The sequence below is a fragment of the Nocardia sp. NBC_00565 genome (genome assembly GCF_036345915.1).
Taxonomy (GTDB): domain Bacteria; phylum Actinomycetota; class Actinomycetes; order Mycobacteriales; family Mycobacteriaceae; genus Nocardia.
Genome location: NZ_CP107785.1, coordinates 4,955,109 through 4,975,262, shown reverse-complemented (window position 1 = coordinate 4,975,262; position 20,154 = coordinate 4,955,109). Strand labels below are relative to the sequence as shown.

Below are 20,154 nucleotides of genomic sequence, written 5' to 3'. Positions count from 1 at the left end.
TAGCGAGGTGCAGGCATGAGCGAGCGTAGCGAGCGAATCGTGTGCCTGCGCGCATCGCGCATGCCGGAGCCGAGCGCTAGCGAGGCGCAGGCATGAGCGAACCGGGGTCGGGCACCGTCCAGCAGGAACGTGGCGACGGGGGCTCGCGCACGGCCGAGCGCCGCCTGAACAGCGAACGGCTGGTCGACGCGCCGCCGCCACGGATGGCGACGGCGGCGCAATGGTGGGCGCTGACCTGCCGCCTGATCCGGCCGTCCTGGCGTAATGGCGAGCTGGTCACCGCCTTGCTCGCACCCACCGTCTTCACCGTCGGCTTCTATGTGCCGCTGAATCTGGTCATGACCGTCTATGGGCACGGGCTGAGCAGCTATGCGCAGTTCCTGATGCCGATGATCGTGATGCAGGCGGTCGCGTTCTGCGCCATCACGGCCGCATTCCGGGCGGCCGCCGACGCCAAGGACGGGCTCAACGTCCGGTTCGGCTCGATGCCGATGGGCTCGGCGGTGCCGCTGGCCGCACGGGTCAGCGCCGCGCTGTACCGGGCCGCGGTCGCGCTGGCCGCGGCGGTGGTCAGTGGCCATGTGATCGGCTTCCGCTTCTATGGAAGCTGGTGGGACACACTGGGTTTCATCGGGTTCGCGTTGCTGATCGCATTGGCGCTGTGTCTGGGCGCGGATCTGCTCGGCAGTCTCACCAAGAGTCCGGAGGCCACCACCCAGGCGCTGATCCTGCCGCAGCTGATTCTCGGGATGGTCTCCACCGGATTCGCCCCGGCTGACCAATTCCCGGCTTGGATCCAGGGCTTCGCGCGCAACCAGCCGATATCGCAGTTCATATACGGACTGCGGGCACTGGCCGGTGACCCGTCGGGCAATGCGGGCGTGGTCGGCTGGTCGATCTTCGGACCCGCGCTGGCCTGGACGCTCGGCCTCGCCGTGGTCTTCGGCGCCGGTGCGGTCTTCCTTTCGATGCGGAGGTCGTCATGACCGAGGTACTGGCTCCCACCCGCGAACTGCCCACGGTCTCCGGTCGGACCGAGACCTGGCGTTTGCTACTTCCGCAGACGATGATCCAGACCAAGCGAATGCTGGTGCGCTGGTGGCGCGACCCGCTGACCGTCGTGCAGTCGCTCGTCTTCCCGGCGCTTTTGCTGGTCATGCTGAATACCGTTCTCGGACGCCAGATTTCGTCCTTCTCCGGCGCAAGCGCGTTGTACGGATCGGTGCCGATGGTATCGCTGGTCGGCGTGATGTCCGGATCGGTGGCCGGTGCCATCACCCTGGGGCGCGAGCGTGACGAGGGTTTGCTGGCCCGGTTCTGGGTGCTGCCGGTGCACCGTGCGTCCGGACTGGCGGCGCGTTTCGTCGCTGAGGGAATCCGGATCCTGTTGTGCACCGTGGTGCTGTTCGCGGTGGGGCTGGTGCTCGGCTTCCGGTTCCAACAGGGGCTGTTCGCGGGCATCGCGCTGTTCGGGGTGCCGCTGCTGTTCGGCATCGCCTTCGCCACCATGGTCACTGCGGTGGCCGTGTTCAGCGCGAAAGCCGCTCTGGTGGAGGCGGTTTCGCTCGGCTCGTCGCTGCTGATGTTCTTCAGCTCCGGTTTCGTGCCGCTGATCGCGTACCCGGCGTGGGCCAAGCCGATCGTGCAGCATCAGCCGATGTCCTATGCCATCGATGCGATGCGCGGGTTGTCGCTGGGCGGACCGGTGCGGGATCCGCTGCTGGCCACCATCGCCTGGTGCGTCGGCGCCATCGTAGTCTTCGCGATTCCGGCGGCGGTGGGCTATCGGCGGGCCAGCCGCAGCTGATCAGCGCAGCTGCTCGGATGCCTGGTCGATCAGTGTCATGGAGTCGCGGGGGCTCAGCGCCATGGCCCGCAGCTGGTCGAAAATGATGCCGAAGCGGCGGATCTGGGGGTGCCCCTCGATCAGCTGATCACCCGCGATGCCCTCGACGTACACCAGCTCCGGATCGGCTGGATCCTTGAAGTCCAGCAGCGTGAACGCGCCGGCCATACCGGGGTGCACGCCGGCGGTGAACGGAAGGATTTGCAGGATAACGTTTTTCATCTGCGAATCGTCGAGCAGCCGCTTCAGCTGCCCCTTCATGACATCCGGCCCGCCGACGACGCGCCGGATCGCCGCCTCGTCGAGTACCACCCAGAGCTCTAGCGGATCGGGCTTGGTGAGGTGGGTGGTCCGATCCATCCGCGCTCGCACATTGTGCTGCACCGTGGCCGCGTCCAGTTTCGGCATATTGGTGTCGATGACCGCCTCGGCATACTCCGAGGTCTGCAATAGCCCTGGGATGTAGGAGGTTTGATAGTGCCGGGCCGAGAGCGCCTCGGATTCGAAGTTGATGTACGCCGCGTGCACCTCGGTCAGGGTCGCCTCGTATGGACGGGACATACCCGGCTTGAGTGCGTCCGACAGCAACTCCAGAGCATCCGCGCGTTGCTGCTCGGTGACGCCGTAGAGATCGAGCATCGTCATCAGCGTTCGCCGCTGCGGCCGCGCCTGCGCCGTCTCGATTCGGTACAGCGTGGTGATGTTGATCCCGGTCTTCCCGCTGACCTCTTCTTTGCTGAGCCCAGCGTGTTCGCGCATCTCGGACAGCAGCACCGAGAGCCGCCGCAATCCCGCCGTGAGGACTGTGCGCTTGCCTGCCATGACACCCCTTTCGCCCTGCGCACTTCGAAGAACGCACTATTGCGTTCTTACACCTGCATGAGCATGCTTCTGGGGCAAATCTACGTGCATTTCGGTGTTCTATGAAGGCAATCGCAGGGATCCGCACGCCAAATCTACGGTCGCAGCGTGTCTTTCGGTGTTATTTCGGCGTAGGAACACGTAGAACGTAGCAAATTTGCCCCAATCCGAAGTTCTTCCGCCGGACTTCGGCGAGGTCAACTCTGTTGTTCGGCCCTTTCCGCGATCCAGGCGGCGATCTGGGTGCGGGAGGTGAATCCGAGTTTAGTGAGGATGTGTTCCACATGGCCTTGGGCGGTGCGTGGGGATATCACGAGTTTTGCGGCGATCTGCTTGTTCGTGAGGCCTTGGGCAATGAGGTCTGCGACCTGCGACTCACGCTTGGTCAATGCCGCGGACGGACCCGGCGCGAGCGTCGTGTCGGTGAGTTGCTCTTCGAGTGCGTAGGCCACCGCGGCGTCCACCCCCATCGCCCGTCCCTGTCGGAAGGCCGCATCGAATCCGCGTGCGCCGAGGCGGGAGCGCGCCATCCGGACACATTCGTCGTGATAACGCAATCGGTCCGGGAGAATACCCGCACCGCTACCGGTTGAGCGCCATAGTTCCTCCGCGGCTCCCATCAGAACGGCCTTGCGCTCGGCGTCAGCGGTGTCGGCAGTCCAGGCCAGCGCCTCGAAACTCAACGCGGTCACGACCGGGCTGTGTACCTGCCTGTTGACTCGCAGCGCTTTTTTCAGCAGCTCGATTGCGCGGTGCCGCTCCCCTTGCTGCCATGTGGTGATCCCCATGTCGCATAGCGCGATGGACCGATAGAGCGATTCGCCGCGTGCTTCGGTGATGGAGAGTACTTGCTGGTGGTACTCGATTGCCTTGGTTTGATCACCGCCCAGTTGGTGCGCCATCCCGAGCAAGGTCAAAGCACCGATATGTAGCCATCCTTCCCGGTTCGATTTGAGCACTTCGACGGCACGGTCGAGGCAGGAGGCCGCGTCTGCGAACTCACCACTGAAGACCGCCAGGGCGCCCTCGGCTGCGGCGATGAGCGCCTTACTCATCGGGGTCGGAGCCTGGTCGGCGAGCACGCGCCCCTGCGCCAGCAGGGCGGTCGCCGAGTGGAGATCGCCCTGCGTCGCCGCCATGGCGCTGCCGACCTGAATCGCTTTGATGCGCTCAGGTATCGAATGTGCTCGAGGGTGGGCGAGGGCGCGGTCGATCCAGCGTCTTCCTTCGCCGTACAGACCCCGGAAGGTCCAGTACATAAAAAGTGCTGTTGCGGTGCGCAGCCCCGCTTCGGCAGCCTCTTCGGTGTCCTCGGACAGGCAGTATTCCAGCGCGTCGCGCAGGTTCGGCTGCTCGCGCTCGAGGCGTGCGATCCAGTAGGGCTGCCGGTCACTGATCCATGTGGCCTCTGCGTCGAGCGCCAGTTGCTGATACCAGTCGCGGTGCCGCCGGCGCAGATCCGCGTATTCACCGGCCTCATGCAGTTTCTGTCGGCCGTAGTCGCGGATCGTCTCGAGCAGCCGGAACCGCACCACATCGTTGGACTCGTCCCGGATCAGGATGGACTTGTCTACCAGCGAGGACAGCACATCGAGTGGGCTTTCCGGTGACAGACCGGGACCGCAGATCTGCTCGGCGGCGTCGAGTTCGAAGCTGCCGGCGAACACCGACAGTCGGGCCCAGAGCCGCTGTTCGGCCGGGGTGCACAAATCGTGGCTCCAGTCGATACACCATCGCAGTGTCTGCTGCCGCGTCGGCGTGTCGCGGCTGCTTCGGGTCAGCAGCGCGTACCGATCGGTGAGCCGCTGCAGGATCTGCTCGGGTGAGAGCATCCGTATCCGCGCCGCCGCCAACTCGATCGCCAGCGGCAACCCGTCGAGCCGGGCGCAGATGCGGGCCACGTCGGCCTTGTTGTCGGGCGATAGTTCGAAGCCCGGCACCACCGCCGCGGCGCGGTCGGCGAACAAGGTCACCGCGTCATATTTGGGTAGCCCCCGCATGGACGGCTCGCGGTCGGGATCCGGCACGGTAAGTGGTGACACCCGCAGCACTGCCTCCCCAGCGATGTTGAGTGGTTCGCGGCTGGTGACCAGGATCCGCAGGCCTGGACAGGCCCGCAACCACGTCTCGACCAGCTCCGCGACGGCCGCCACCAGCTGCTCGCAGTTGTCCAACACCAGCAGCGACTCCCGTGCGGATAGGAACTCGACGAGAGCATCCTGCAATGGTCGCGCTGACTCGTCGCGCAAACCCAGGGTGGCCGCCACTACATCGACCAGCAGTGTTGGGTCCGATACGTCGGCCAACTCGACAAACCACACCCTGTCGGCCAAACCACGCATCGTCGCCGCAACCCGCAACCCGAGCCGGGTCTTTCCGACCCCGCCGATGCCGGTCAACGTCACCAATCGGGACGAGGCCAGCAGATTCTTCACCTCCGACACCTCGGTGCGGCGGTCGACAAAGCTGGTCAACTCCAACGGCAGAGCGCCGCCGCCACCGCGGACCACCACCCGCGCCGACGGCGGGCGCCACCCTCGCGGGGGTGGCGTCCGGTCTTGGTGCTCCGGGACTGGTTCGGCCTGCAGCGCCATCTCGTCTACCGCAAAACCGAGGCGGCGCTGCACCTGCCGAATCGCTTGGCCCAGCTCCGCCGCCGACCGCCGTTCGCGGGGGTCGCGGCTCATCGCTGATGCCACCACCGTGGATACGTCTTCGGCGATGCCGCTGTCGCGCAGGTCCGGCACCGGCTGGGTGGTGATCCGCAAAAATTGGGTCACTACATTTTCCCCGCTGCGCCGTTCGAAGGCGGCATGCCCGGTCAGGGCGCAGAACAGGGTGGCACCCAGCCCGTAGACATCCGCGGCCGCGGTGGGAACCTCGCCTTCGAGTACCTCTGGTGCTGTGAACGCCGGGGAGCCGGTCAGGGTGCCCGCGGCCGTCTGGAACCCGCCCGTGACACGTGCGATCCCGAAGTCGGTCAACAACGGCTCGCCGTAATCGGTGAGCAGAATGTTTCCTGGTTTCACGTCCCGATGCACGATGCCCAGACGATGCGCGCTCTCCAGCGCACCGGCGATCTTCACCCCGAGCCACAACACGGCCTCCACCGGCAGCGGACCCTGCTCCCGGATCCGGGTATCCAGGGAATCCAGTGGGTGGTACGGCATCACCAGGTAGGGGCGCCCGCTCGCGGTGGTACCCGCCTGCAGCACGGTGACGATGTTCGGATGCCCGGTCAGCCGGCCCATCGCCCGCTGCTCCCGAAGAAACCGGGCCCGATTCTCCTCGTCCAACTCGGTGGTCAACACCTTCACCGCCACGATCCGGTCCAGCGCGACCTGCGTACACCGGTACACCACGCCGAAACCACCGCGCCCGATCTCCACGGCGTCCTCGAACCCGGCCACGCCCAACTCGGTCACAACCGGCGTGGACACATCACGCTGGGTCTGAAGCGGATCGGTGTCGGCCATGTGCTAACCGCCCACCTTGCCCCCACCACCAGGCCACATACGATCACCTCTCGACAATGCTCAGCGTATCGCCGGAGAATCCAGACTGCGGGCAGTCGGTGCCAAAAGGTTGCACAAGGCTCGCAACGATGACCGCGTCGTCCGGGAGCCGTTACCCGATATGGCTACAGCCGCAAGGCACGTCGATCCACACGAGCCGACACCGCGCACGACTGCACGTGGCACGCGCGGGGCAGCAGCCGCGGGAACAGTGGTGGCAACTCGCTAGCATCCACCTGCGCCACCCCGATCCGGGGCAGTCGAAGCCGTTGTGACGCTGGGGGAGTGGGCATCGGAACGATGGCGGAACACATGTTGCGCCGCAATGCGGTCGCACTATTGCGTTCTTGCATCTGTAAGAGCATGATCCAGCTAGCCTAGTTGTGAAGAACCAATCCGATGAGCGGGATAACCGAATCGAGAGCCAATCATGTTGGTACAAAGCGCGTTGGTGTCGGGTGAATTCGGAGTACTGCGATGAGCGCGCCGACGGTAGGGATGCTGCCGACCGCTCCGCAAATATTGTGTGCGTTTCAGGGGCGACGTTTCCAAGATCGTGAATTGCTGCGGTCCGCGCATGCGCTCGCCGAGTTGCACGCCCGGCGCGCGGAGGTCCGTGATATGGGTCTGGTAGCCGAAATCGACTGCCGCCGTAGTGAACTCGTCGAAGATATCAATGAGTGGATCGCACAGGAGCTCCCGCAGCATCGCAATGGAGCCTCGCTACATACCGAGAGCCTCGGTGCGGTGGTGGATCGGATGGCGCGCAGCTGGGTGGACGCCAATACGGCCATCGATGTCGACGGTGCGCGCAGCGACAATACCCATAAACATTGGTATCACCTGGCAGAACTCGTCGACGGCTACACTGATTTGGTAACCGACGTGGCCGGTGGCCGCCGCCGTTTGCCTGAACAGTAGACCGACGGCGACTCTCGTCCGCAATAGTGACACTGCCTGGACAGGCACTGCTCGATCGGCGACGTCCCGGGTCTGCGTTATCCGACCAGTAACCGTTCCCGGACGCCTAGCGTCGCTGGCACAGTGACGGCGGGCGCAACGGGGCGCCCCGCCCGGCGTGCCGCGTGGTCGACTGGCGCGGCACGCCCGCCATGGAATCCGGTATGGCCCGAAGGCATTGGGCAACCATCCAGAGTCCGATGTGCTGGATCAGTGTCACCGCGTCTCGTCAGCCGCGCCGACCGTGCAAGTAGTCGCTGACCACCGCGGCGCCGAGACCGTCCAGATCCGGAGCGACGACGCGGCCGCCGCTGCGGCGGGCCACCAGGTCGACGAAGGCCGCCAGCTGCGGGTCCGTACCCAACATGAACACCGTCACCGACGCACCCATTTTGGCGAGGGCGTCGACCTGCGCCATTGTCACGGCCAGGGTGCGCGGGCGCGGCGGCCAGTTGAAGTACGCCTCGCCGTCGGGTTCGAGATGGGCGGTCGGCTCGCCGTCGGTCACAACGAGGACCACGGGTACGGCGTCGGGATGGCGGCGCAGGTGCCGGACGGCCAGCAATAGGGCGTGGTGCAGGTTGGTGCCTTGTTCCCAGACGGCTTCCAGCGCGGTCAGTTCGCCGATGTCGACGGTGCTGGCGTGCCTGCCGAAGGTGATCAAACTCAGTGCGTCGGAACGGAATCGGGTACTGATCAGCTGGTGCAGGGCCAGCGCGGTGCGTTTCATCGGCACCCATCGGCCGTCCTGCACCATCGACCACGAGGTGTCGACGCACAGCGCAACGGCCGCCCGGGAGCGCTGTTCGGTCTCCATGATCTCGACATCGGATACGTCCAGCGTGACACCGCGACTGCCGACCGACGCCGATCGCAGCACGGCGTTACGCACGGTCCGCGGCACATCCCACGGCTCGGTGTCGCCGAACTGCCACGGCCGGGTGGCACCCGTCGGTTCACCGGCCGCACCGGCCAAGCGGGTGTCCCGTTCGCCGCGCCGGGATCGCAACTGCCCCAAGATATCTCGCAGTGCTGTCGCGCCGAGCCGACGTAAAGCCTTGGGCGTCAACCGAAGCGAGCCGTCGGGCGCCCGTTCGAACAGGCCCTGTCTGCGCAGTTCGCGTTCCAGCTCGGCGAGTCGGGCCGCATCGACCGCGGTGTCGTCGCCGAGCTGGCGGGCCAGGGCATCGAGGTCGATATCCTCGAGCCGGGCACCCGGATAGGACTGGCCGAGTTGTTCGGCGAGCGCGTCCAGTTCGGCCATATCCTGCATGGCCTGCACGCCCTCGCCGAGACCCAACGGGTCCTGCCCGCGGAATCGCTGTGCGGACTCCCAGTCCTCGCCCGGTCGCAGCGCCCGCAGGTTGGCGTCCAGCGCGGCGATCTGCTGGGCGACGCCCGGATCGCCGAACGCCTGGCCGATCAGCTCGGACAGCTCCGCCCGCTGCTGCGCGGACATCGAATTCATCATGCGCTGCGCGGCGGCGGCGCGGGCGGCGAGCGTGTCGATCAACTCATCGGTGTTGCGCGGATTCTCCGGGAAGTACGCGCCGTGCTCGGCCATGAACTCGGCGAACCGCTGCTCGGTATCCTCGCCCCGCGCATGGGCCGCGAGCAGGTCGTTCAAGTCCGACATCATCTGCCGAACCTGTTCGACATCCTCAGGTGTCGTGTTCTGCAGTGCCTGTTTCATGCCTTGGAAGCGCGATTCCAGCAATTCCCGGCCGAGCAGGTCGCGGATCTTCTGATAGTTCTCGCGACCGGTTTCCGATTGCCAGTTGTAGTCCGCGAGCTCGGTGACCGCGGCCGCGGTACTCGATGGCAGTGCGTCGAGCTGGGTTTCGGCGAAGCGGGCGTCGTCGGACGGGTCGGGAAACAGCGCTCGGCGCTCGGCCGCCAGGGCCTCGTCCAGCAGTTCACGAACCTCTTGCAGGGTGCCGTCGAGCCGGTGCCGACGGGAGATCTCCGTGCGGCGCTCCCACACCCGGCGGGTCAGCTCGTCCAGCCCCCGCACCTCGCGCATGCCGCGGCGCAGCAACTCCTCCAGGGCGCTGCGCGGTGAGCTGCCGTCCATGACGTCGCGTCCGAGTTGATCCAGTGCGTCGCGCAGGTCGAGCGGTGGTGCCAGCGGATCGGGTCCGTCGTGATAGGGGCCGTAGGAGTAGCGGTCAGGGGTTGTCATGCTGTCTCTCCAGGACCGGGTGCGCGATCACGGGCCGTAGACCGCGGTGCCGTCGTCGGCGTCCTTGGCGACGTGACGGGCCAAATACAGGGATTCCAAGGCGAATTCGACCGCGGCGGCGATCCGGGCCGGAGGTTCGGTGGCGCCGACTCCGAGCCGGCGGGCGACCTCGTGCAGGACCGGCAGTTCGGGCAGTGCGGACAGCACGTCCTTGCCCGGGACGCGTTCCCCCGTAGTGACCAGATGGCCGTCGCCGAGCGCCTCGGCCAGCGATCGCAGATCCAGTCCGCCGAGCCGCTCGCGCGCGGTCTCGGCGAATGCGCGCCGTAGCAGGTGGGTGAGGTGTTCCTGCTCGCGCCCCTCCTCGCCGGACTCGAATTCCAGCTTGCCGCGCAGGACCGCCGGTACGGATTCGAGGTCGACCGGACGTGCCACGGCGGGCTGCTCACCGGTGAGCGCGGACCGGCGCAGGGCGGCGGCGGCGATCGTTTCGGCGGCGGCGACCGCGAATCGCGCGGATACGCCCGAGCGCTGGTCGATTGCCGAAGATTCGCGCAATTGCCGCACGAACCGGGCCAGCACCTCGATCAACGGATCGCCCACCTCGGCCACCAGCGCGGCCTCCTGCCGGACCAGGGCCATCTCGGCATCGACGCTGAGCGGGTAGTGGGTGCGGATCTCGGCGCCGAAGCGGTCTTTCAACGGGGTGATGATCCGGCCGCGGTTGGTGTAGTCCTCGGGGTTGGCGGTCGCGACGAGCAGTAGATCCAGCGGCAGGCGCAGGGTGTAGCCGCGGACCTGGATATCGCGTTCCTCCATCACGTTCAGCAGCGCGACCTGGATGCGTTCGGCGAGATCGGGCAGCTCGTTGATCGCGACGATGCCACGGTGGGCGCGCGGCACGAGGCCGAAATGGATGGTCTCGGGATCGCCGAGGCTGCGGCCCTCGGCCACCTTGACCGGGTCGACGTCGCCGATCAGGTCACCGACGGAGGTGTCGGGCGTTGCGAGCTTCTCCGCATAGCGCTCCGAGCGGTGCCGCCAGGCCACGGGCAGGTCGTCGCCGAGTTCGGCGGCCAGGCGGCGACCGGCCGGGCTGATCGGCGCGAGCGGGTGCTCGCCGAGTTCGGCGCCGGCGATCACCGGCGTCCACTCGTCGAGCAGGCCGACCAGCGTGCGCAGCAGCCGGGTTTTGCCCTGGCCGCGCTCGCCGAGCAGTACGACGTCGTGGCCCGCGAGCAGGGCACGTTCCAGCTGCGGTAGCACGGTTTTGTCGTAGCCGACGATGCCGGGCCAGGGATCGGTGCCCGAACCCAGTCGGGCCAGGAGGTTTTCACGGATCTCGGTCTTCACCGCGCGCGGCAGGTAGCCTGCCGCACGCAACTCGCCCGCAGTGCCGGGCAGGTTCGCGGGAACTTTCACCACATCGACGCTACGTCGAGTTTGCGATCACGTCGACGTGGAGCTGTCCACGACCACTCGTGCCGTCGTGCAGGAGCTGCTGCAGCGCATCGGAACGGGGAGTCCAGAGCGGATCGCCGAGCTGTACGCCGAAGGCGCCGACTGGAAGTTGAACTGGCCGGCAGCCGAACACGGGCGGGTCGCCACGCCATGGATCCGGCACCGATCCACCCGCGCGGATGCGGCCGCTCATTTCGGCGCGATCGCCGAACACCATGTGCCGGAACAGGCGGACACCGTGGTGGAGCGCATTCTCATCGACGGCGACCACGCGGTGGTACTCGGCGAAATCCGGCAGACCGCGCGCAATACCGGACGCGACTACCGCTCCCGGTTCGCCCTGCATCTGACGGTCGAGCGGGGGCTGATCACCCGCCATCACGTCTACGAGGACAGCCTCGCCGTCGCTCAGGCCTTCGCCGACGGTGGCAATATGTGATCGATGAGCAAGCTCGACTGGAGCCATAACGCGTACTACCACCGGTTTCTCGTGCGGCAGCTACCCAGTCCGTGTGCGCGGGTGCTGGATGTCGGTTGCGGGGCCGGTGGATTCGCGACGGAACTTGCTCGCCATGTCGAGCAGGTCGATGCGATCGATCGGTCGCCGGTGATGATCGATGCGGCCAAGCGCAAACCGGCGTAGGGCTGTCGGAAATCGCCGGTGCCGCAATCATTTCGGAATCGCGGCCATCGTGGGTTCAGACGCCGCCGCGCGTTTTGCCGCACGGCGTTCTCGCCTGCGGATGAGGTAGCGGCGTATTCGGCGTGCGAGGACCGACACCAGGAATACACCGATCACCAGCAGTGTGCCGGCGCAGACGGCCGCCGCGATCGGGTGGAAGATCGCGAGGGTGACGATGCCGCCGACGGAAATGTCCTCCACGAGGCTCACGACGATATTGCTCGCGGGCTCCGGCGAGGTGTTGATCGCCATGCGTGTTCCGGCTTTGACGAGATGGCTCGCCAGGGCGGTTGTGCCGCCGACGGCACCGGCCGCGAGCTGGGGAAGTGAACCGTCCTGCCCGGCCAGTAGCGCGGCGACGACCGCACCCGATGCGGGACGCACGATGGTGTGCACCGCATCCCAGAACGAGTCCAGGTAGGGGATCTTGTCGGCGACGGCCTCGATCAGGAACAGGACCCCCGCCGCGATCAGCACATCGGTGCGCTGCAGTGCCTCCGGTACATCGTCGGACAGGCCGGTCGCGCCGAAGATGCCGAGCAGCAGGACCACGGCGTAGGCATTGACCCCGCTCGCCCAGCCCGCGGTGAAGATCAAGGGCAATGCTGACATTGCGCCATCGTATGGTGTCGCGGGCCGCGGACCCCTGGTGGAGTCAGCGCAGCGTGGCACGGCCCCTGAGGCGGCCCAGCGCGACCAGGGCGACCAGCGTCACTGCCAGCAGCAGGCAGGTACTCGCGGCCGCGTTGAACACCTCACCTCGGTCGGTCAGGCCGAAGATGGTGACCGGCAACGTTTTCCAGGTGGCCGGATAGACCATGATCGTCGCGCCGAGTTCGGGCCGGATCGCCAGCGCCCGCGCGATCGCCACCCGCTGCTGCTGTCCACCGGACAGCTCGCGCGGCAGGCGCTCGTTGTACGCGACCATGCCGACCATTGCCAGCGCCTCGGTCACCCGTATGTCGATGTCCTTGCGCGGCACCCGATGTGCCTTCAGTCCGAAGGCCACGTTGTCGTGCACCCGCATATGCGGGAATAGCGCATAGGACTGCACGACCACGCCGATCCCGCGTTTGGCAGGAGACAGGTCGGTGACGTCGCGCCCGGCCAGCCGAACCGCACCCGAGGTGGGACGGACGAAGCCCGCCAGCGCCTCGAGCGCGGTCGACTTGCCCGAGCCACTCGGCCCGAGGAGCGCCACCGTCTCACCGGCGGCGACGCGCAGCGTGAAATCGGTCAGGGCGACCGTGGTCTTGCGGCCGCGGCCGTAGCTGACCCCGACCCGGTCGAAAACGATGGCGGGTTCGGTTGCGGTCGCTATGGATGATCTCGGATGCGCGGCACCGTCGGACATGATTGCGGCTCCTAAGCTGTCGTGGATTCGGCGACAGGCCTACTGACCTGTGGCCTTCTGGTAGGCGGCCACATCGGCGTCCAAATCCGAAAGAATCTTGGTCCAGTTGACATTCACGACCTCGACGCCCGCGAGTACCGTGCTGGCCGAGGTGCCGGTGGTCGCCGGGCTATCGCGCAGCTCCTTGCGTGCGGGCACCGCGAAGGTGTCGGGCAGTGACTTCTGCGCATCGGCCGAGAGCAGGAACTCCATCAGCCGCTTCGCCTCGCTCTGGTGCGGCGCGCCCTTGGCCAGGCCCATCACATAGGGGACGGCCACCGTGGAACGCTTGCCGTCGGCGGCGGCCGGGAAGAAGATGGTGAACTTCGAGCCCTTGTCCTTGACCGTGGTCAGGTTCATCTGGACGTCGCCATTGGCGACCACCAACTCACCCTTGTCGACCTTGGCCTGCAACTTGCCGGTGGACGAGGACGGGCCGACATTGTTGGCCTGCAGCTTGGCCAGGTAGTCCAGTGCGCCCTGCTTACCGAGCAGATTCTGCAGCAGGATCAGCACCGCGGTGCCGTCACCGGCCTGGCCCGGGGTCGAGTACTGCAACTTGCCCTTGAATTCCGGCTTCAGCAGGTCGTCCCAGGTGAGCTTGGTGGTGTCGACCGAGGGATTGGCGATGAAGGACAGGTAGTTGCCCGCCAGCGTCACGTACTTGCCGTCGGTGTCCTTATCGGTGGCCGCGACGAAGCTGGTGTCGATTCCGCTGTCCTGCAACAGACCCGAGCTCTTCGCCTTTTGGATGAACGGCGGCAGCGTGACGAGCACATCGGCCTGCGGGTTGGACTGCTCCTTGTCCACCCGGTTGACGACCTCGCCCGAACCGGCCTCGACGAGGTTGACCGAAATGCCGGTCTGCTTCTTGAATTCGGCGAATTGGGTGGTGTACCAGCTGCCGACGCCGTCGGCGGAGTAGACGGTGATGGTCTTGCCGTCGCCGCTGTCGGTGCCCGTACCGCCGCATGCCGCGGTGAGCGCGACGGCGGTGACGGCGGCGACGACCAACGCGGTCCGGGAGATGGTGCGTGCCAGGCGGCCCTGCGTGTTCGAAGTACGCACGATTACTGCAACTTTCGGTTCGGGTGGAGTGTGGAATCGAAGGGGCGGGGGTTTTCGTCGCGGATCAGTTCCGCGAACTCGGTGACCGAGGCCACCACGTGGGTGGCTCCGGCGGCGCGCAGTTGCTCTTCGTCGTGTGCACCGGTGAGCGTGCCTGCGACGATGCGGGCGCCGGCGGCCAGACCGCTGGCGATATCGCTGGTCGTATCGCCCAGTACCGCAACCTGATCCACCGCGTCGATATCGAGGCGCAGCAGGGCGGTCAGGACCATGTCCGGATAGGGGCGGCCGCGTCCGGCATCCGAGGGCGCCAGGGTCAGGTCGGTGATCTCGGTCCAGCCCAGCGCGTTCAGCAGCCGGTCCTGGGTGGTGCGGCTGAAGCCGGTGGTGAGCGCGACCTTGACGCCCGCGTCGCGCAGCGCCGCGATCGCCTCGGCCGCACCGGGAATCGGGGTGATCTCGACCTCGTCGATCAGTGCGTCGTAGGCGGTCTCGAAGGCGCGGTTGGCGGCCTGCGCGCGATCCTCGTCGCCGAGCAGCGCGCGGAACACCGCGATCTTCGACTGGCCCATGGTGTCGAGCACGTACTGGCGGGCCTGATCCCGGTGCGGCCCTTCGGTTTCGATGCCCGCACTGGTCGCGGCGACGTCGAAGGCGCGCAGTACCAGTCCGCCGTCGGCGACGGTGGTGCCTGCCATGTCCAGGACGGCGAGGGCGATGTTCTTGTCCGGCACGGTGCTCCTCAGAGATTCAGCAGGTCGGCGGTTTCCTCGCCGATCGCGGGGCCGAGGGTCATACCGCGGCCGCCGGGACCGGTGACGACCCAGATGTGCTCGTCGGCTTTGGCGCGGGTCACGATCGTGGCCGGGTCGATGCTCTGGCTGTAGACGCCCGCCCAGCGCCGAACCACCTGCGGCAGTTCGCGTCCGAGCAGTTCCTCGGTGACGGCGGTGAGATGTTCGTACGGTGCCTCGTCCACGTCGAAGGCGAAGGGCTCTTCGTATTCGTGGGTGTCGCCGATGGTGAGACCGCCGTGCAGCCGCTGCACACATAGCAGCTGCATCTTGTGCTCGGCGGCGATGGCGGTCTGTGACTGCTCGGCGTTGAGGGTGTCGAGCTCCGGGCCGGCGAATCCGGGGTAGTAGCGGAAGCTGTCGCCGTCGGCGATCGCGGTGGTGAGCGGTTCGCCGAGCGGTGCGGTCTGCATCATCTGCAGCCGGACCCGGCGCACTGGGATGGTCCCGACGAGTTCGCGGGTGAGGCCGGTGTGGGCGGCGCCGGGGCAGTCCAGTACCAGATCGGCCTCGAAGGTGCGGCCTTGGTCATCGAGAACCGTTGCGCCGGAACCGGTGTCGGTGATCTCGCGGGCCTCGGTGCCGGCGTGGAAGGTGTAGCGACCCGAAGCGGTCAGGTAGGCGCGCAGTGCGGGCAGGGCCTGGCGTGACTCGACCGCGGCATCGGTCGAACAGTGCAGTCCGGCAAGGAATTTGCCGCGCAGGGCGGGGTTGATCGCGCGTACCCGCTCCGGCTCGAGCAGTTCGAAACCGCGCGCCGCGGCGTGTGGACCGGCCGCGGCGGCCTCGGCGATCGCCAATTCGGCGGGGGTGCGCACCAGGGTCAGCGATCCGGTCGGGCGGAATCCGACACCGGGAACCTTGCCGCCGATCTCCTCCCACAGCTGCCGGGAGCGCAGCGTGAAGTCCAGTTCGGAGGCCGAGCGTCCGGATACCCACACCAGACCGAAGTTGCGTACCGTCGCACCGCGGGCCTCGGGCTCCCGCTCCACCTGCACGACCTCGTGACCGCGGCCGATGGCGGCCAGGGCGTGTGCGGAACGCATCGGATTGGAGAGCACCTTCATGTCGCTCGACCGCTTCGGTCACCTGCGCGGCACCTACGACCCGACCACCTCGCTGTACGCGGCGGTACGCGCGTCCGGCATCGAACTCGGCAAGGCGACCGAACGCATCGAAACCGTCCTGGCCTCGCCCCGCGAGGCCGCGCTGCTCGAGTGCACCACCTCGCTACCGCTGCTCTTACTGCACCGCCGCAGCGTCGACGACAACGATGAGCCGATCGAGCGCGTCCGCTCGCTCTACCGCGGCGACCGCATCGCCTTCGAGGCGCACCTCAGTAAGTAGTTCCGGCGTGCTGACGTTCATCCTGCCCGTCGTGTCGGCACCGCGGCCGAATCGTGTGCCCATTGGTAGCCATGGCCGCGGCGCGTGACGATCAAGTGGGGCCGGTTCAACTTGGTACGCAGTCTGGTCATATGCACGTCCAGCGTCCGAGACACCGTGACGAATGCGTCGCCCCACACGCGATCCAACAACTGGGCGCGACTCACCACGCTGCCGGGCCGCTCCGCGAGGATGCTCAGCAGTTCGAATTCCGTTGGCGTGAGTTGTATCGGCTGCCCGGCCACCTCGACCTGTCGTGCCGCCAGATCGATGCGGACATCACCGGTGACGACGACCGAACCCGCCGAGCCTGCGAGCATGGTCGTGCGCCGGGTGATCGCCTCCAACCTGGCGGTCAGCTCGCCGATCCGCGCTGGTTTCACCAAGTAATCGTCAGCGCCGCTGCGCAATCCGAGCACGATCGAGCGCTCGCGGTCGTCGGCGGTCAGGATTATCACCGGCACCGAGCTGACTTGTCGCAGCTTGCGCAGCACCGACAGACCGGGGAGATCAGGCAGGCAGAGATCAAGGATGACGGCGTCGTAGCCGCGGTGCGATGTCAGGAGATCCGAACCACGGTATCTGTGATCCACGCAGTGCCCGCGAGCAATGAGTGCCCGCGCCAACTCCACGTCCGAGCCGTCGTCTCCGACCAGCATCAAACGCATGCGGCCCACCTCGCTTTCGTATCGCGTGTGCTCACCTGTCGATCGACACTCCATGATCGAGTTTCAGCAGCACAGCGGGCGAGGACCGAGTGCGCCAATACCGCGGTGGGATGCGTCAATTTCTCCGGGCTGCTCGGCGGCCGCGCGGATCTTCCCTACAGGGACGTTACGAATGTCGCCATAAGCTATTCGAATCCGCGCGATCGACAGCATGCTGACTCGCACCGATCCTTGTTGGGAGTCTCCATGCCTGCTTCTCCGATTCCTGTTGCCCCCGGTGCGATTCCAGTACTGGGACATGCGTTGCGGCTGCGCGACAACCCATTGGAATTCTTCGAATCGCTGCGCGCGCTCGGTGACGTCGTGCTGATCAAGCTCGGGCCACAACGCGCCTACGTGCTCAATTCGGCGGAGCTGGTCCGCGAGTTGCTCGTCGCGAAGTCGCGTCACTTCGACAAGGGCACACAGATCGACAGCGCCCGCGATCTGCTGGGCTACGGTCTGATCAGCTCGGAGGGAGAGATGCATCGGCAGCACCGGTTGCTGATGCAGCCGGCGTTCCGCCGTGACCGGATCGCGGAATACGCGCAGGTCATGCGCGAACAGATCGTCGAGCACACCGCCGACTGGCACACCGGCCGGGTCATCGACGTCCGCGTCGAGATGACCACGCTGACGCTCTCGGTGGCCGCCAAGACGCTGATCTCCTCCGAGCTGGGTAATGATCTGGTGGCCGAGATGCTGCACAGCATGCCCCGCATCTTCGACCTGTTGTACCAGCGGATGACCACGCCGCTGCCGGTGTCGAACAAACTTCCGCTCAAACGCAATCGGGAATATGCCGCCCGCCTGGCGCGACTGCACCCGATGATCGACAAGGTCGTCGCCGACTACCGCAGCAGCGACGACCGCAAACCGGATCTGCTCGGCATGTTGCTGGAGGCGCGGGACGCGGAAACCGGAAGTATGCTGTCCGATCGGGAGCTGCACGATCAGATCACCGCGATCCTGATGGCCGGATCCGAAACCACCGCGGCCGCGCTGTCGTGGGTGTTCCACCTGCTGCCCGATCACCCAGAGGTCGAGGCCCGTCTGCACGCCGAAGCCGACCGGGTGCTCGATGGCAGACCGGCCGAATACGCCGATGTCCGGCAGCTGACCTACACCGCCCAGGTGATCAATGAAGCCCTGCGGTGCTACCCGCCGGGCTGGGTCGCCACCCGGCGCGCGACCGAGGACGTAGACCTCAAAGATCTCCACGTTCCCGCGGGCGCCACCGTGATATTCAGTGCCTATGTCGTGCAACGGGATCCGCGGTTGTTCAGCGATCCCGAGAAATTCGATCCGGACCGATGGTCACCGGAGCGGGTCGGCGAGATCCACCGGGATGCCATCGTGCAATTCGGTGGTGGGCCGCGTAAGTGCATCGGTGATGTCTTCGCTGTTGTCGAGGCGACGCTGGCCCTTGCGACGATCGCCGCCCAGTGGCGTCTGCGTGTCGCACCGGGCGTCCAAATGGCGAAGGTTGCCGGGTCGACGTTGTCTCCGCGTGATCTGATGATGACCGTCGAGCAGCGTCAGCCCGCCCGGCAGCCGACGTCGATAAGCTGAACATCAAGATCATCGCCGTGGGGCGCGGGGACCGATCGTGTCGATTACAGTCGGAGGCCTCACTGTTCTCTGGCCGGGATTGTTCACATGGATGCGGCAGATCACGTCCTACTAACCAGGGTCGCCCTCGACGCCACCGGGCTGAGCGAGCCGGTCCGGCAGCGACTGGCTCGCGAAGCCGGTATCCCCGCGTGGATGTTGTCCAGCACGGGCGGTATGTTGCCCGGCGGCCTACAGCAGCGTCTGTGGGAGCTGGTCGAGCATGAACTCGACGATTCGTCGGTGGCGCTACGGGCCGGGCGCGCGTACGTCCTCGGGCAGGTAGGCCTCAACGACTACCTGTTCACGACGGCGCCCAACCTGCTCGAGGGGTTCACCCGCTCTATGACCTACCTGGCCGCTCTCACGACGAATTACACGCTGTCCCCCGCCGTCGCGTCCGCGGATGAAGTGAGCTTCGATCTCGGCCTGCGCAAGGGCGAAGGTCGTGGCCGCGAGCTGGCGATGCAATATTCCCTCGCGGGCTTGGCCCATCGCACTCGATTGGCGACCGGCGGAGTGGTGAATCCGGCACGGGTCTGCTTTCGGCAGCGCCCACCTCGACGCCACGGCCTCTACACCGAGTTACTCGGCACCGAACGGGTCGAATTCGATTCTCCCACTGACCAACTCACCTTCCGGATTGCCGACCTGACCCGACCGATGCCAACCGCGGATCCCCTGCTCGCCCGGATCCTGCTCTCGTATGCCGCGATGCTGGCGCCGCCACCGCCACTCACCATGACCTTGTCCGCACAACTGCAGCGAGCGCTGATCGCCATGCTCGGAGACGGTCCGGTCACCCTCGACCGCGCGGCCCGCCACCTGGCGGTGAGTCGGCGCACCCTGCAGCGACGGCTTGCCGAGGAAGGAACTACCTGGCGTCGCGAACTCGACCGAGCTCGGCGCAAGGAACTGGAGAACGGGTTCCCGCGACACCCGCACAACCGCAACGATATGGCCCGCCAACTCGGCTATTCCGACGCCCGCGCCCTCCGCCGGGCCTCCCACCGCTGGTCGGCCGAGGACTGACGACGCTTTCCGCAACGACCGCATCGCCTTCGAAGCGCGCCTCGGCAAGTGGCCGCCTGAGCCGAGCAACTTCACATCCATGCTTTGAGATGCAGTGCGATGTCGGGCACCTCCAGCAGTCCCTGAGCGACATCGTTCATGAACTGCTCCTGCGCATCCACGTCTACCTGCAATCCGTGGCCGGTGTTCAGCGACAACATGATGTCGACGGCGATCCATGCGGTCCGCTTGTTGCCGTCGATCAGCGCATGATTGCGCGCGATCGCGTGCAAGAGAGCGGCCAGCTTATCGAGCAATGTCGGATATGCGTCCATGCCGAACACGGTCGTTTTCGGACGTTCTGCCGACGATTGCAGCAGCCCCCAATCTCGGACGCAGTACTTGCTGCCATTCACGGTTTCGGCGATCAACAGAAGTTCGGAAACGTCCAGATAGATCATGCGAGCCGTTTCATGAGCTCGGCATGTTTGTTCATCGATTCCCGCACAAGTGCGGTGAATACCTCTTGATGCCTCGTCAAATGCAGGTGGATCGCTTCCTGTGCGATCTCCTGCTTCGACCGGCCCTCCAGCTTCGCTCGTTCCGTGAGCATCCTGTCGTCGTCGTCATTGAGTCGCAGAGTCATAGCCACCGATCGATGATACCGCCGTGGTATC

General features: G+C 66.3%; 18 protein-coding genes and 2 pseudogenes. 8 read left to right on the top strand and 12 right to left on the bottom strand.

The window, feature by feature from the left end; genetic code table 11:
* Positions 1-203: 203 nt before the first annotated feature.
* Together OG874_RS23380 and OG874_RS23375 are read left to right on the top strand one after the other, a co-directional pair.
* Complete coding sequence (locus tag OG874_RS23380; protein WP_330257386.1) at positions 204-986, top strand: ABC transporter permease; 783 nt, start codon at positions 204-206, stop codon at positions 984-986.
* Positions 983-1,807, top strand: coding sequence for an ABC transporter permease (locus tag OG874_RS23375; RefSeq protein ID WP_330249280.1), 825 nt, complete (start codon positions 983-985; stop codon positions 1,805-1,807). The genes OG874_RS23380 and OG874_RS23375 overlap by 4 nt, the downstream gene beginning before the upstream one ends.
* On the opposite strand, the gene OG874_RS23370 is transcribed toward OG874_RS23375, so the two are convergent.
* Both OG874_RS23370 and OG874_RS23365 read right to left on the bottom strand, forming a co-directional pair.
* Positions 1,808-2,668, bottom strand: coding sequence for a helix-turn-helix domain-containing protein (locus OG874_RS23370; protein WP_330249279.1), 861 nt, complete (start codon positions 2,666-2,668; stop codon positions 1,808-1,810). It lies immediately after the preceding gene.
* Positions 2,669-2,904: 236 nt separating this feature from the next.
* Positions 2,905-6,183, bottom strand: a complete 3,279-nt coding sequence (locus tag OG874_RS23365) for a protein kinase domain-containing protein (protein WP_330249278.1) — start codon at positions 6,181-6,183, stop codon at positions 2,905-2,907.
* A gap of 600 nt (positions 6,184-6,783) precedes the next feature.
* Here OG874_RS23365 and OG874_RS23360 point away from each other — a divergent pair.
* Complete coding sequence (locus tag OG874_RS23360; RefSeq protein WP_330257385.1) at positions 6,784-7,143, top strand: DUF4254 domain-containing protein; 360 nt, start codon at positions 6,784-6,786, stop codon at positions 7,141-7,143.
* A gap of 268 nt (positions 7,144-7,411) precedes the next feature.
* Here the strand turns inward: OG874_RS23360 and OG874_RS23355 are convergent, their stop codons facing one another.
* Together OG874_RS23355 and OG874_RS23350 are read right to left on the bottom strand one after the other, a co-directional pair.
* A complete protein-coding gene (locus tag OG874_RS23355) occupies positions 7,412-9,364 on the bottom strand; it encodes a vWA domain-containing protein (protein WP_330249277.1) in 1,953 nt (650 codons plus the stop codon).
* Positions 9,365-9,391: 27 nt separating this feature from the next.
* The gene (locus OG874_RS23350) at positions 9,392-10,786 is read right to left on the bottom strand and encodes a sigma 54-interacting transcriptional regulator (protein WP_442943078.1); all 1,395 of its coding nucleotides are present in this window, start codon (positions 10,784-10,786) and stop codon (positions 9,392-9,394) included.
* A 37-nt stretch (positions 10,787-10,823) separates the two neighbouring features.
* On the opposite strand from OG874_RS23350, the gene OG874_RS23345 reads away from it, so the two are divergent.
* Both OG874_RS23345 and OG874_RS23340 read left to right on the top strand, forming a co-directional pair.
* Complete coding sequence (locus tag OG874_RS23345; protein ID WP_330249275.1) at positions 10,824-11,264, top strand: nuclear transport factor 2 family protein; 441 nt, start codon at positions 10,824-10,826, stop codon at positions 11,262-11,264.
* 3 nt (positions 11,265-11,267) lie between these two features.
* Positions 11,268-11,468 (top strand): class I SAM-dependent methyltransferase, encoded by a 201-nt coding sequence (locus tag OG874_RS23340; protein WP_330249274.1) that lies wholly within the window; start codon positions 11,268-11,270, stop codon positions 11,466-11,468.
* Positions 11,469-11,495: 27 nt separating this feature from the next.
* On the opposite strand, the gene OG874_RS23335 is transcribed toward OG874_RS23340, so the two are convergent.
* The 5 genes and pseudogenes from OG874_RS23335 to OG874_RS23315 form a co-directional block, all read right to left on the bottom strand.
* Positions 11,496-12,119: a DUF4126 domain-containing protein gene (locus OG874_RS23335; protein ID WP_330249273.1), complete on the bottom strand. Its 624-nt coding sequence runs from the start codon at positions 12,117-12,119 to the stop codon at positions 11,496-11,498.
* A gap of 220 nt (positions 12,120-12,339) precedes the next feature.
* Positions 12,340-12,861, bottom strand: a pseudogene (locus OG874_RS23330) (ABC transporter ATP-binding protein); the annotation flags it as partial.
* A gap of 39 nt (positions 12,862-12,900) precedes the next feature.
* Positions 12,901-13,968: a 2-aminoethylphosphonate ABC transporter substrate-binding protein gene (locus OG874_RS23325; protein ID WP_442943077.1), complete on the bottom strand. Its 1,068-nt coding sequence runs from the start codon at positions 13,966-13,968 to the stop codon at positions 12,901-12,903.
* Between the two features lie 2 nt (positions 13,969-13,970).
* The gene (locus tag OG874_RS23320; protein ID WP_330249272.1) at positions 13,971-14,702 is read right to left on the bottom strand and encodes a phosphonatase-like hydrolase; all 732 of its coding nucleotides are present in this window, start codon (positions 14,700-14,702) and stop codon (positions 13,971-13,973) included.
* 8 nt (positions 14,703-14,710) lie between these two features.
* Entirely contained in the window at positions 14,711-15,808 is a 1,098-nt protein-coding gene (locus tag OG874_RS23315; RefSeq protein ID WP_442943076.1) for a TIGR03364 family FAD-dependent oxidoreductase, read from the bottom strand.
* Between OG874_RS23315 and OG874_RS23310 the strand changes: the two are divergent.
* Positions 15,801-16,109: pseudogene (locus tag OG874_RS23310) on the top strand (UTRA domain-containing protein); the annotation flags it as partial. The gene OG874_RS23315 and the pseudogene OG874_RS23310 overlap by 8 nt on opposite strands.
* Positions 16,110-16,126: 17 nt before the next feature.
* Here OG874_RS23310 and OG874_RS23305 read toward each other — a convergent pair.
* Positions 16,127-16,816, bottom strand: coding sequence for a response regulator transcription factor (locus tag OG874_RS23305; RefSeq protein WP_330249270.1), 690 nt, complete (start codon positions 16,814-16,816; stop codon positions 16,127-16,129).
* Between the two features lie 246 nt (positions 16,817-17,062).
* On the opposite strand from OG874_RS23305, the gene OG874_RS23300 reads away from it, so the two are divergent.
* On the top strand, positions 17,063-18,427 hold the full coding sequence (locus OG874_RS23300) for a cytochrome P450 (RefSeq protein WP_330249269.1): 1,365 nt from the start codon (positions 17,063-17,065) through the stop codon (positions 18,425-18,427).
* 87 nt (positions 18,428-18,514) lie between these two features.
* Entirely contained in the window at positions 18,515-19,498 is a 984-nt protein-coding gene (locus tag OG874_RS23295) for an AraC family transcriptional regulator ligand-binding domain-containing protein (RefSeq protein ID WP_330249268.1), read from the top strand.
* Between the two features lie 71 nt (positions 19,499-19,569).
* On the opposite strand, the gene OG874_RS23290 is transcribed toward OG874_RS23295, so the two are convergent.
* Both OG874_RS23290 and OG874_RS23285 read right to left on the bottom strand, forming a co-directional pair.
* On the bottom strand, positions 19,570-19,938 hold the full coding sequence (locus tag OG874_RS23290) for a type II toxin-antitoxin system death-on-curing family toxin (RefSeq protein ID WP_330249267.1): 369 nt from the start codon (positions 19,936-19,938) through the stop codon (positions 19,570-19,572).
* On the bottom strand, positions 19,935-20,129 hold the full coding sequence (locus OG874_RS23285) for a CopG family transcriptional regulator (RefSeq protein WP_442943075.1): 195 nt from the start codon (positions 20,127-20,129) through the stop codon (positions 19,935-19,937). The genes OG874_RS23290 and OG874_RS23285 overlap by 4 nt, the downstream gene beginning before the upstream one ends.
* Positions 20,130-20,154 lie beyond the last annotated feature (25 nt).